Raw genomic sequence first — 13,428 nt, forward strand, 5'->3', positions numbered from 1 at the left:
CTGCGGCCATGACGACCAAGGCTGCCGATGGGCGCGCGGATGCGTAGCAAGCTGTTCGTGCCCGGGGCGCGCCCGGAGCTGTTCGACAAGGCGCTGGCCGGCGACGCCGATGCGCTGTCGTTCGACCTGGAAGACGCCGTGCTCGCGGCGCGCAAGGACGACGCGCGCCAGGCCGTGGCCGGATTCCTTGCCGGCGAGGCCGCCGGTCGCAGCGACAAGACGATGATCGTGCGCATCAACGCGCCCGATTCGCCGTGGTTCGCGCAGGACATCGCCGCGGTGACCCGCGGCCACGTGGCGCTGGTCAACCTCCCGAAGATCGAGTCGGCCGCCGCCGTGCGCGATGCCGTGCAGGTGATCGAGGCCGCCGAACGCGACAACCGGGCCGGGCGGCCGGTCCGTCTGCTGGTCAACATCGAAACGCCGCGCGCGCTCGCCGCCGCGGCGGACATCGCGGCGGCGCATCCGCGGGTGGCGGGGCTGCAGCTCGGGCTCGGCGACCTGTTCGGGCCGCTGGGCGTCGAGCGCTACGACGCGGCCAACGTGCACGCGGTGATGTTCGCGCTGCGGATGGCTGCCGCCCAGGCCGGCGTGTTCGCGGTCGACGGCGCCTTTCCCGCCATCGACGATGCCGACGGCTATCGCGCCGAGGCCGCGATGGCGCGGCGGCTCGGATTCGTCGGCAAGAGCTGCGTGCACCCGCGGCAGGTAGCGCTGGCCAATGAGGCCTTCGCGCCGACCGAAACGGAAATCGCCGCGGCGCAACGCGTGGTTGCCGCCGCCGAACAGGCGCAACGGGAGTCGCTGGGCGCGTTCTTGGTCGACGGCGCGATGGTCGATGCACCCTATCTCCAGCGCGCGCAGGCGCTGCTGGCCGCCGCGCGGCGCGGCCGGTGAGCATCGCCTCGCAATTCCCCGTTCGCAGGGCCGGCGCGCGGATCGCGCGCGGTCTGCTGCGCGCCGGGTTGGCCCTGGTGGTCGGACTGCTGGCGCTGCCGCTGTCCGCCGAAAGCCTGGCCCCGGTCGATGTCCGGGCGCTGCCGCCGCTTCCGGCCGCTGGACCGCTGCGGGACCTGGTCGCGATCGACGGCCATCCCGTCGCGCTCGCCGAAGGCCAGGCGTGGTGGCTGCCCGATGCGCGCGGCCAGTGGACGCGGCTCGCATTGCCCGCGGGCATGCCGCAGGCAAGCGCGGTGGTCGAAGGCGGGGCGCGCGCATGGCTGCTGACGACCGCCGCGCAGGCCGAGGCCGTCGATGGCGCGGCGGCGCTCGATTTGCGCGAGGGCGCGCTGCGCCTGCGTCCGATCGCCGACCTGCCCGAACCGCTGCGCGATGCGCGCGGCGCGTGGTCCGACAACGTGCTGACCGTCGCCGGCATCGCCGCCGACGGTGCGCCGCGGGTGTGGCGGATCGGCACCGACGACGACCGCGCGCGCTGGAGCGCGATCGCGGCCTGGCCCGGCGGCGGCACGCCGTCGTCGCTGGTCGGCCGCGGCGGCAGCCTGCTGCTCACCGTCCCCGACGGCGACGGCGAACGCCTGCTGCGCTGGACCGCCGACGCCGGCTGGCTGCCGCGCACGCGCGTCGACGGGCGGGTGCTCCCGGGTTCGGGCCATTCGCTCGGGCAGGCGAACGCGATCTACCTCGTGGGCGATCCGGCCCGTCCCGCTTCGCCGCCCCGGCTGGCCAGCTACCAGACCATCACCGACGCGTGGACAAACCTGCCCGGCGCGATGCCGGCGGGCGTGACGGCGACCGCCGCCGCCAGCGACGGCCTGTTCTGGGCGCGCGCCACGCCGGGCAGCGAGCGCGTCGAATTCGGCCGCGCGCAGGTGCAGGTCACGCGCCTGCTGCTGCGCTGGCTGGACTGGATCGTGATCGTGGTCTACCTCGCCGCAATGGTCGGCATCGGCATGTACTTCTATTTCGGCGAGAAGCGCGATTCGACTGCGAACTTCTTCGTCGGCGGCCGCAGCATCCCGTTCTGGGCCGCCGGCATCAGCCTGTATGCGACCAACACCAGCTCGATCAGCTTCATCGCCATCCCGGCCAAGTCGTTCGAGACCAACTGGCAGTACCTGACCAACAACCTGATCGCGATCGTGGGCCTGATGTTCGTCGCCACCTGGGTGGTGCCGCTGCTGCGACGACTGGACCTGATGTCGGTGTTCTCGTACCTCGAGACCCGCTTCCACCCGGCGATCCGCATGATCGCCAGCGCCTTGTGCATCGTGATGCAGATCGGCAGCCGGATGAGCGTGATCCTGTTCCTGCCGGCGCTGGCGATCGCGACCATCACCGGCATCGACGTGGTCTGGAGCATCCTGATCATGGGCGGCTTCACCATCGCGTACACCACGCTCGGCGGCATGAAGGCGGTGATCTGGACCGACTTCGTGCAGGTGTTCGTGATGTTCGGCGGCGCCGTGTTCGCCATCGGCTTCATCGTCTACAACATCCAGGGCGGCGTGCCGGCGTTCCTGCACACGGCCATGGCCGAGCAGAAGATGCACCTGCTGGACTTCAGCTTCGACCTCACCAAGGCCACGGTCTGGGGGTTCATCTTCCTGGTGCTGTTCGACGTGGTGCTGACGTTCCCCAAGGACCAGGTGCTGATGCAGCGCGTGCTGTCGACCAAGTCCGACCGCAACGCGGGCCGTTCGGTGTGGACGATGGCGGCGATCATGGCGCCAGGGGGCTTCGTGTTCTACCTGATCGGCACGGCGCTGTTCGTCTATTACAAGGCGCATCCGGAGCGGATGAACCCGACGCTGCCGATCGACGCCACCTTCCCGCTGTTCATCGCCGCGGAACTGCCGATGGGCGTGACCGGACTGATCATCGCCGGCATCTTCGCCGCCGCGATGTCCACGTTGTCGAGCATCATCAACAGCGTGTCGACGCTGGCATCGGTGGACTTCTACGAAAAGATCGCGAAGAACCCGACGCCGAAGAAGAGCGTGCTGTTCGCCGAAGTCGCCGGGATCGTGGTCGGGCTGGTCGCGATCGGGCTGGCGATCGTGCTGTCGCGCTACGACATCCACTCGCTGTTCGACGTCTCGATCGAGCTGGCCGGCCTGCTCGGCGGCGGCTTCGCCGGCGCTTACACGCTGGGCATGTTCACCCGTCGGGCCAACGCGCCCGGGGTGGCGATCGGGATCGGCATCAGCATCTGCCTCACGCTTGCGGCCTGGTCGCTGGACCTGGTGCATCCGTACTTCTACCTGGCGATCTCGATCCTGTTCTGCATCGTGTTCGGCTACCTGGCCAGCCTGTTCTTCCCGCCGCCGGCGCAATCGCTCGATGGCCTGACCGTGTACGCCGACCGGCCGGGCTGAGCCCGGGCGCCCGCTACCGGTCGCGGGGTTTGTGTCGCGCAGGGCGTTTCACCGGCGCGCGCACCACGCAGGTGCGCCATCCCGGAACGCAGCCCGAGCCGGGAAGCTGGCGGCGCGGAGCGCGTGGCGGCGGACTGCGCCCTTCTGTACCCTGCCGCCACGCCCAGCGAGCCGCCATGGAAACCCAGTTCCTCCATACCTTCGTCACCGTGGTCGACCAGGGCTCGATGGCCGCCGCGGCGCGCGTGCTCAACATCACCCCGGCGGCGGTGTCGCAGCAGATCCGGACCCTCGAGCGCGAAATCGGCGCGCCGCTGATCGCCCGCGTCGGCCGCACGGTCAGCGTCACCGAGGAAGGCTCGCGCATCCTGCAGCGCACGCGCGACCTGCTGCGCAGCGTGGCCGACCTGCGCAGCGTGGCCAACGAGAGCGGCGTCTCGGGCGAGCTGCGTCTCGGCGCCTGCCCCACTGCGCTGGCCGGCATCCTGCCCGACGTGCTCGCGCGCATGGTCGAGACCTTTCCGCAGATCAACGTCTTCATCAAGCCCGGCTATTCGGCCGAGCTGTACCGCGCGGTCGAGGCCGGCGACCTCGATGCGGCCGTGGTGCTGCAGGCACCGTTCCCGCTGCCCAAGACCTGCGAGTGGCAGCTGTTGCGCGCCGAACCGCTGATCGTGCTCGCGCCCGAGGACATGGCCGGCCGCGACCCGCACGAACTGCTGGCGACCGAGCCGCTGATCCGCTACGACCGCAACCAGTGGGGCGGGCGCCAGGCCGACGAATATCTGCGCGCGCACGGGATCGTCCCGCACGAGCGCTTCGAGCTCAACGCGCTCAACGCCATCGCAGTGATGGTCGACCGCAGGCTCGGCGTGTCGCTGGTGCCGGACTGGGCCCACCCCTGGCCCGAGGGGCTGCATCTGGCGCGCATTCCGCTGCCCGATGCCGACGTGCCGCGCCACATCGGCGTGGTCTGGTCGCGATCGAGCGTCCGCGTCCGGCTGACGACGGTCTTCCTGCAGGAGAGCCGCACGGCCATGCAGGAGCGGCAGCGCTGAGATCGGCGCCCTCGCCTCCGCGGCACCTGATGCGCGATGAAGATGACGCCGATGCTGCAGTGCGGCAAACATTTGCTTGCGTCGTAAGCAACAAAAACTAGCCTCTGAACATAGTTCGCAGCGGTTCCAAGGCCCGGGCGATCCGCATAGGCTCGTCCGAAACCAGAGCAGCAGGCGGTCGCGGCGTCGGGGAGACGCCGCCAGCGGAAACACAGCGCAGCAAACGTCCCCGGGCATCGCACGATGCGCCGGAATCGCCCTTGGCTGGCGCGCAGCCAGCAGCACAACACGAGACAGACATGATCAAGCCACTTTCCGCAGCGATCAGCAGCGTCCTGCTTGCTTCCGCTCTCGCCGGCACTGCCCGCGCGCAGGATCCGGCGCAGGACACCGACGAGGCGAACGCGACCGATGCCACCGACGCGCAGCGCAAGGCCGTCGACCTCGATGGCGTGATCGTCACCGGCACCCGCACGCCCAAGGCGATCGACAAGATCCCCGGCGCGATCACCGTGGTTTCGCCGCAGGAGATCCAGCACACGCTGCTGGTGACCGAGGACGCCACCGCAGTGCTGGCGCGCACGGTCCCGGGCTACGCCGAGTCCTCGCAGGCGATGAGCAATACCGGCGAAACGCTGCGCGGACGCATTCCGCTGCGCCTGTTCGACGGCGTGCCGCAGGGCTCGCCGCTGCGCGAGGGCACCCGCAACGGCACCTTCACCGACATGGGCATCATCGGCCGCATCGAGGTGATCAACGGTCCGTCGGCCTCCGAAGGCATCGGCGCCACCGGCGGGGTGATCAACTACCTGTCGAAGGTGCCGACCAGGGAAGGCAACGAGACCACTCTCACCACCCGCTACCAGACCCAAGGCGGCGACGACAGCGAAGGCTGGAAGGTGGGCGTGACCTTCGCCCGCAAGCAGGACGCCTACGACCTGCTGTTCGCGACCTCCTACATCGACCGCGGCATTTCCTACGACGGCGACGGTCGCCGCATCGGCATGAACACCAGCGGCTCGCTGGCCAGCTCGGAATCGCGCAACGTGTTCCTCAAGGCCGGCTTCAATTTCGGCCAGAACGGCGAGCAGCGGATCCAGGGCTCGTACAGCAAGTTCAAGATCGAGGGCAAGGGCAAGTACATCCAGGTGGTCGGCTGCCGCGGCCCGGAAGACGATCCGCCGTGCGACACCCCGCGCACCAACACATCCGAAAGGGGCCAGATCTTCGGCTCGAAGGATGCATTCAACGACTTCGAGCAGTACAGCGTGCAGTACACCCACGGCGACTTCCTCGGCGGCACCCTGGACATCAACGCCTACGGCGCCGACCAGGCGATGCGCTACCTGCCCGAGGACGACGACGCCAAGCAGCTGGTCAAGCCGCCGATCCCGGACGACGAGCGCATCTTCGACCAGTCGGAAATCGCCACCAAGAAAAAGGGACTGCGCACGTCCTGGACGCGCTCGTCGCTGTTCGGCGTCGACGGCCTCGAATTGCATACCGGCATCGACCTGGTGGAGGACGAGGCGCAGCAGCGCCTGGCGCTCACCAACCGCATCTGGGTGCCGCCGATGGAATACAGCAGCCTGGCGCCGTACGCGCAGCTGTCGTACGACATCGGCCCGGTGACCCTCAGCGCCGGCTACCGCCGCGAGGACGGCGAGCTCAAGGTCGACGACTACGTCACCACCGCCTACCGCAACAGCGTGTTCGTCGAGGGCGGCACGCTCGACTACCAGGCCGACCTGCCCAATGCCGGCGTGATCTGGCGCATCACCGACGAATGGTCGGCGTTCGCCTCGTACAGCAAGGGCTTCACCCTGCCCAACATCGGCATTCCGCTGCGCAACGTGAACCAGCCGGGGCAGTCGGTGGACGGGATCCTCGACCTGCAGGCGGTGATCGTCGACAACAACGAGGTCGGCTTCAACTGGCGCGGCCAGCGCGCCTCGCTGGGCGGCTCGGTGTACAAGTCCGAATCGGACCTAGGCACGTCGCTGGCGATCGACCCGGTCAGCAACGACTTTATCCTCAATCGCGCCCCGATCGAGATCAAGGGCCTGGAGCTGAGCGGCGAATACCGCTTCACGCCGGAGTGGAAGGTGTCGGCGCTGTACTCGCGCATCCGCGGCAAGACCGCGTTCTGGAACGCGAGCCCGACCGGCCTGTATCCGGCCGGCGGCCTGGAAAAGCCGATGGGCGTGCTCGACATCAACCCGGACAAGCTGTCCGCGTCGGTGACCTGGAAGTTCCTGCCCCAGGCCGACCTCACGCTGGGCGCAACCAAGCTGTACGACCGCCACATTTCCGGCAGCGACGTGCGCGAGTTCGACGGCGCCACCTACAGCTACGACGAGCGGACCCGCGGCTACACGCTGTTCGACCTGGGCGTGAACTACGACCTGGCGCGCTACGGCAAGGTGTCGCTGGGCGTGGAGAACCTGCTCGACAAGCAGTACATCCTGAGCTGGTCGCAGCTGGCGGGCTACCAGAACTTCTGGGCCGGCCGCGGCCGCATGACCTCGCTGACCTATACGATCACGTTCTGACCGACGCGACCGCTAGCAGGCCGCGGCACCCCGACTCTCCCCGGGGTGTCGCGGCCCCGGCGAGGAGTTTTCGATGAACCATGCCGGCACGCGCGCGCTCTGGCCGCGTCCCATCGCGGCCGCGCTGCTTTGCCTGGGTGCGCTGTCCACGCCCGCGTCCGCGGTCGACACCGTCGTCGACGCCGCCGCGCCCCTGCCTGCGGCAGCGCCGCTTGCGTGGGGCGTCTCGCCCGAGCGGCTGCAGCGCCTGCACGTTTTCCTCGATGAGGCGACCGGGCCGCGCGGCTACCTCGGCGGCGTCAGCCTCGTGGCGAGGAACGGGCGCATCGTCGACTGGCAGGCCTATGGATACCGCGACCTCGCGCGCAGCGAACCGATGCGCCGGGACGCGATCTTCCGCATCTATTCGATGACCAAGACGGTCACCTCGGTCGCGCTGATGATGCTGATCGAGGAAGGCAAGGTGGCGCTGGACGATCCGGTGTCGCGCTACCTGCCGGCGTTCGCCGACTTGCCGGTGCTCGAAGCCGGCGCCGCGGCGCGGCAGCGGCCGGCCGCCACCCCGCTCACGCTGCACGCGCTGCTCACCCATACCGCCGGCTTCCCGGCGGGCCTGCCCGGCGACGAAGCGGCGCTGGCGCTGCAGGAGCGCGCCGATCCGCACGGCGCGAAAGACCTGCGCGGTTTCGCCGAGCGGCTCGCACGCGCGCCGCTGGCTGCTGATCCCGGAGAGCGGTTCGGCTACGACGGCGCCGCGCTGGAAACCGTGGCGCGGGTGGTCGAGGTGGTATCCGGGCAGCGGTTCGAGGACTTCCTGCGCCAGCGCATCTTCCAGCCGCTGCGGATGCGCGATACCGGCTTCCGAGTGCCTGACGCGCAGCGCGGGCGCGTGGTCGACATCACCACGATGGGCGACGGCGGCCGCCTGCGCATCGCCGACGGCCCCAGCGCGCTGCATCCGGGCGAGGCGCTCAACGCCTACGCCAGCGGCGCTGGCGGCCTCTATTCGACCGCCGCCGACTACGCGCGCTTCGCGCAGATGCTGCTCGACGGCGGCACGCTCGACGGGCAGTCGCTGCTCGGCCACAAGACCGTCGAGCTGATGATGCGCAACCACCTGACGATGCTCGATCCGCCGGTCACCCAGTTCAGCGACGCCGAAGGCTTCGGCATCGGCGGCTACGTGGTGCTCGATCCGGCGGCGCGCGGGCAGCTGGGCTCGGTCGGCCAGTTCGGCTGGAGCGGCGCGGCGTCGACCACCTACACCATCGACCCGCGCGAGCATCTGGTCGCGATCCTGCTGCTGCAGCACCTGCCGCGCGACGGCGTCGACGACCTGCCGCGCATCAGCCGCAACTTCTACGACCTGGTGTACCAGGCGCTGCTGCCATGACCCGCCCAGGCGAACGCGGCGGCGTGCTCGTGGCAGGCTCGGCCAACCTCGATTTCGTGATCCGCGCCGGCCACGTGCCGGCGCCGGGCGAAACCGTGCTCGGCCGCGGCTTCGACACGTTCCCCGGTGGCAAGGGCGCAAACCAGGCGGTGGCCTGCGCGCGTGGCGGCGGCGTCGCGACGCGGATGCTGCTGGCGCTGGGCGAAGACGCCTTCGCCGCGCCCATCGAGGCATCGCTGCGCGCGGCCGGCGTGGCGACGACCGTCGTGCGCACGCGCGAGCAGCCCACCGGCGTGGCCTTCATCTGCCTGTCGGACACCGCCGAGAACGCGATCACCGTCGCCCCCGGCGCCAACAGCCTGCTGCGCCCCGCAGACCTGCCGCCGTTCGACGACACCACCCACCTGCTGCTGCAGCTGGAAACGCCGCTGGACAGCGTCGCCGCGTGGGCCCGCGCCGCGCGCGCGGCGGGGGTCGCGGTGGTGCTCAACGCGGCGCCGGCGCAGTGCTTGCCGGCGGACCTGCTGCGCGAGGTCGACCTGCTGATCGTCAACGAGGGCGAGCTGGCGCGGCTGAGCGGCGTCGAGGGCGACGTCGCCGCGGCCATCGACGCGCTCGCCGTCCCCGACATCGTGGTGACGCTCGGCGCGCGCGGCTGCTGCGCGCGCATCGGCGGACAACGCCTGCTGCAGCCCGCGTTCTCGGTGCAGGCGCTCGACACCACCGGCGCCGGCGACACGTTCTGCGGCACACTGGTCGCCGAGCTGTCGCGGCGGCAACCGTTCGCGGCCGCGCTGCGCTACGCCTGCGCCGCATCGGCGCTCGCCTGCGAGCGCCTTGGCGCGCAGGCCGGCGTGCCGAGCCGCGCCGAAGTGGAGCGCCTGCTGCGCGACGGACACCCCGCGACCACGCGCGACGCGCTCGCCGCCTGGTGCGGCTTCGACCCAACCCCCGGACAACCCCTCACGCCATGACCCGCCGCCCCGACGCCACGCACGACTCCGAAGGCCAGCCCGGACCCGCGCCGGGCGATGCCTGCACCGACGAGGCGACGCCGGTGCGCACCGAGTTCAAGTTCTCGCACGTCACCACCGGCCGCTACCTGCCAACCCCGGGCAAGGCGCCCGGCTGGCCGTTCGCCGAGATCGGCCATTGGAGGATGGACGTCGACGGCAGCGCCGACGACTGGATCCGCGAACTCACCGACTGGCGGCGCGAACACCTCACCCGCATCGGTTACGACGACGCCAACTATGGCCGCCCGGAACTGCAGTGGGCGCAGCGCAACTTCGTGCACGCGCAGATGATGGTGGAGGATCGCTACTTCCACGATCCCGACACCGGGCGCTACACCGTCGACCGCTACCTCGACGACCTCGAAGCGCGGTTCGGCGGCATCGACAGCGTGCTGCTGTGGTTCGTGTACCCGAACATCGGCATCGATGACCGCAACAAGACCGACCTGGCGCACGACCTGCCCGGTGGCCTCGAAGGCCTGCGCGGCGCGGTCGCGGATTTCCATCGCCGCGGCGTGCGCGTGTTCCTGCCGACCATGCCCTGGGACAACGGCACCCGCGAGCCCGAGCACAGCGACTGGCAGGCAATGGCGGAGCTGGTCGCCGCGGTCGGCGCGGACGGCATCAACGGCGACACCTACAACGGCGTGCCGCGCGCGTTCTTGGACGCCTGCGACGCCGTCGGACATCCGGTGGTCCTGCAGCCGGAGTCGACCATCAGCGCCGAAGAACAGCTGATCTGGAACGTGCAGAGCTGGGGCAAGAAGGCGCCCAACGAGCCGGTGCCGCCGGTGGCGAAGTTCAAGTGGCTCGAGCCGCGCCACATGATCAACTACGAGAACCGCTGGGGCCGCGACCGCAACCACGACCTGCAGTACATCTTCTTCAACGGCATCGGCTACAACGCCTGGGAAAACATCTGGGGCATCTGGAACCAGTTCACCCCGCGCGACGCCGAAACCCTGCGGCGCGTCGCGGCGATCGAGCGCCGCTTCGCGCCGGCCATGGTCAGCATGGACTGGCGGCCCTACGCGCGCACGCTGCTGCCGGGCGTGTTCGCCAGCCGCTTCCCGGCCGAGGGCTACACCGTGTGGACCCTGGTCAACCGCGGCGAGTACGGCGTGGACGGCGAACTGATCGCGGTGCCGCACCGCGACGGCACGCGCTATTTCGACGCCTGGAACGGCGTGCCGCTGCAGCCGCGAATCGACGGCGCGCGCGCGGTGCTGGCGTTCGCGATGGAGGGCCGCGGATTCGGCGCGCTGCTGGCGCTCGCGCCTGGAGCCGAGGTCGAAGGTCTCGACGCGTTCCTGGCGCGCATGCATGAGCACGCGCGGACGCCGCTGGCGTCGCTGTCGAACACCTGGCGCTCGCTGCCGCAGCAGCTCGTGGACATCGCGCCGACCGCGCCGGCGGCATCCGCGCCGGACGGCATGGTGGCGATCCCCGCAGGCGAGTTCGACTTCGTGGTCGGAGGCGTCGAGATCGAGGGCCAGAACTGGGAAGGCAACGACGTGCAGTACCCGTGGGAGGACAGCGCACGCCGCGGCCATCGCCGGCGCATGGCGATGCGGCCGTTCTTCATCGATCGCACGCCGGTGACCAACGCGCAGTTCCACGCGTTCCTGCAGGCCAGCGGCTGGCAGCCGCGCGACGCGCACAACTTCCTGCGCCACTGGGTCGACGGCGCGCCGTCGCCGGGCTCGGAGAGCAAGCCGGTGACGTGGGTGGCGATCGAGGACGCGCGCGCCTACGCCCGGTGGGCGGGCAAGCGCCTGCCACGCGAATGGGAGTGGCAATACGCCGCGCAGGGCGGCGATGGCCGCCGCTATCCCTGGGGCGACGACTGGGACGCCGCGCGCGTGCCGGCGCCGAACCGTGGCCGCCGGCTGCGCGCGCCGGACGACGTCGACGCGCATCCCGATGGCGCGAGCCCGTTCGGCGTGCTCGACCTGGTCGGCAACGTCTGGCAGTGGACCGACGAATACGTCGATCCCCACACGCGCGCCGCGGTCCTGCGCGGCGGCAGCGCCTACCAGCCGCAGACCTCGCACTGGTATTTCCCGCAGGCCTATCGGCTCGACCAGCACGGCAAGTACCTGCTGATGGCGCCGTGCAAGGACCGCTCCGGCATGGTGGGGTTCCGCTGCGTGGTGGACGCGGCATGACGCCGACGCGCTCCCCATGATCCAGCCGACCACCCGCCTGGCCGGCCTGCTCGGCGCCGCGCTCGATGCCAACCTGGGCGGCAGGCTGTCGCATTTCATCGTCGACGAGCACAGCCCCGCGATCGCGCTGTTCGCACCCGACAGGCGCGCGCACAACCGCGAAGGCGACTGGTACGGCGAACACGCCGGCAAGTGGCTCTACGCCGCGGCGAAGGCGGCCGCGCGCAGCGGCGACGCGGCGCTGCGCGCGAGCGTGCTGCGGGTGGCGCACTACCTCGTCTCGATCCAGGAGGCGGACGGCTACCTCGGCACCTACGCGCCGGAGCGCCGGTTCATGCAGCCGCAGCCGCCCAAGCCCGCGAGCTGGGACGGTGCGCCGAGCGTGCGCACCTGGGACATCTGGACCCACGCCTACCTGATGCTCGGCCTGCTCGAAGTGCACCGGCATTTCCCCGACGCGCGCGTGCTCGATGCGGTGCGCCGGATCGGCGACCTGTGCCTGGATGCATTGACCGAGGGCGGCATCGACGTCACTGACCTCGGCAACCACCACGGCCTGTCGGCGACGGTGCTGATGGATCCGGCGGTGGAACTGTATTTCGCGACCGGCGAGCGCCGCTATCTGCAGCTCGCCGAGCGCGTGCTGCAGCAGGCCGACGGCCATCGCGACCTTGCCCTGCTCGAACGCGCGCTGGCCGGCGTCGACGTGTCGGCCATCGCCACCGGCAAGGCGTACCAGCTGGCCTGGAACCTGGTCGGCCTGGCCAAGCTGCACCGCGCCACCGGCAAGCGCGACTACCTGCTGGCGGTCGAGCGCGCATGGGAGAGCATCCGCGCGCACCACCTGACCCTGGGTGGCGGACCGTGGGGCGGGGTGGGCCATCGCTCGCGCGAGGTCTTCAATCCCGCCGGCGTGTTCAGCCCCTACGGCTACGTCGAGACGTGCTCGACGCTGGCGTGGATCCAGCTCAACCGCGAGCTGCTGTCGATCACCGGCCAGGCCCGCTTCGCCGAGGAGATCGAGCGCAGCGCGTACAACGACCTGCTCGGCGCGCAGGCGCCCGACGGCGAGGACTGGTGCTACTACGTCTTTCCCAACGGCCGTCGCGTGCACACCACCTACTGGCGCTGCTGCAAGTCCAGCGGCGCGATCGCGCTCGAGGAACTGCCCGCGGTCGCCTGCACCGGCGGCGATGAAGGCGTTGCCGTGCACGTGTACGGCGCCGGCGAGACCCGCTTCGCGCTGCCCGGCGGCGACACCGTCCGCATCGTGCAGGACACCGCCTATCCGTATCCCGGCGACATCCGCCTGCGCGTTCACCTCGCGCAGCCCGCGCGCTTCGCGCTGAGGCTGCGGATCCCGTCGTGGGCCGCGGACGCGACGCTCGCGCTGAACGACGCGGACCCGGGCATGGACGTCGTTCCCGGTGGCTACGCCACGCTCGAGCGGCAGTGGCGCGACGGCGACGAGATCGTCGCGCGCTTCCCGCAGCGTCCGCGGCTGCACAAGGCGGTCAACCGCAACGTGCAGGAGTCGTTTGCGCCCGACGGCAGCGCGGTGCGCCAGGAAGTGCTGCATTTCGAGTACGCCGCGATCACCTGCGGACCGCTGGCCTACGCCACCGGCCTGGTGGACGGGTTCAAGATCGAGGAGACGCTGCGATTGCCCGAGGCACCGGTCGGGGAGTGGCTCCGCCTGCAGCCGCCGCAGCCCGACGGCGTGCCGCGCATCGCGCTCGACCCCGGCTATCGGGCGCCGCTGATGTTCGAGCCGTATTTCGGCGCCGGCGGGCGCGTCGACGGCGCCTGGCGCCTGACCTGGCTGTCGCTCGCGCCGGTATCGGCGCGATGAGGCATCACGCAAGAATTTGTGGCGCGAGAACATAGCCGCCGCGCCTGTTTC

8 protein-coding genes are annotated in these 13,428 nt (G+C 70.5%); all 8 read left to right on the forward strand.

Translation table 11 applies throughout. The features are described 5' to 3' along the window. The first annotated feature begins 39 nt into the window (after positions 1–39). Entirely contained in the window at positions 40–897 is an 858-nt protein-coding gene (locus ACFOM9_RS10905) for an HpcH/HpaI aldolase/citrate lyase family protein (protein WP_386710265.1), read from the forward strand. Next, positions 894–3,338, forward strand: coding sequence for a sodium:solute symporter (locus tag ACFOM9_RS10910; protein ID WP_386710268.1), 2,445 nt, complete (start codon positions 894–896; stop codon positions 3,336–3,338). Before ACFOM9_RS10905 ends, ACFOM9_RS10910 begins: the two co-directional genes overlap by 4 nt. A gap of 176 nt (positions 3,339–3,514) precedes the next feature. Then, positions 3,515–4,396 carry a LysR substrate-binding domain-containing protein gene (locus ACFOM9_RS10915; RefSeq protein WP_386710271.1) on the forward strand — a complete coding sequence of 294 codons (882 nt, stop codon included), beginning with the start codon at positions 3,515–3,517 and terminating at the stop codon, positions 4,394–4,396. 299 nt (positions 4,397–4,695) lie between these two features. Beyond that, complete coding sequence (locus ACFOM9_RS10920; protein WP_386710274.1) at positions 4,696–6,948, forward strand: TonB-dependent receptor; 2,253 nt, start codon at positions 4,696–4,698, stop codon at positions 6,946–6,948. A 73-nt stretch (positions 6,949–7,021) separates the two neighbouring features. Beyond that, positions 7,022–8,341: a serine hydrolase domain-containing protein gene (locus ACFOM9_RS10925; protein ID WP_386710277.1), complete on the forward strand. Its 1,320-nt coding sequence runs from the start codon at positions 7,022–7,024 to the stop codon at positions 8,339–8,341. After that, positions 8,338–9,315, forward strand: a complete 978-nt coding sequence (locus ACFOM9_RS10930) for a ribokinase (protein ID WP_386710280.1) — start codon at positions 8,338–8,340, stop codon at positions 9,313–9,315. The genes ACFOM9_RS10925 and ACFOM9_RS10930 overlap by 4 nt, the downstream gene beginning before the upstream one ends. Further along, positions 9,312–11,525, forward strand: a complete 2,214-nt coding sequence (locus ACFOM9_RS10935; protein WP_386710283.1) for a formylglycine-generating enzyme family protein — start codon at positions 9,312–9,314, stop codon at positions 11,523–11,525. The genes ACFOM9_RS10930 and ACFOM9_RS10935 overlap by 4 nt, the downstream gene beginning before the upstream one ends. Before the next feature lie 16 nt (positions 11,526–11,541). Further along, complete coding sequence (locus ACFOM9_RS10940) at positions 11,542–13,377, forward strand: glycoside hydrolase family 127 protein (RefSeq protein ID WP_386710286.1); 1,836 nt, start codon at positions 11,542–11,544, stop codon at positions 13,375–13,377. Positions 13,378–13,428 lie beyond the last annotated feature (51 nt).

Source organism: Luteimonas notoginsengisoli (assembly GCF_042648885.1).
Lineage (GTDB): Bacteria > Pseudomonadota > Gammaproteobacteria > Xanthomonadales > Xanthomonadaceae > Luteimonas > Luteimonas notoginsengisoli.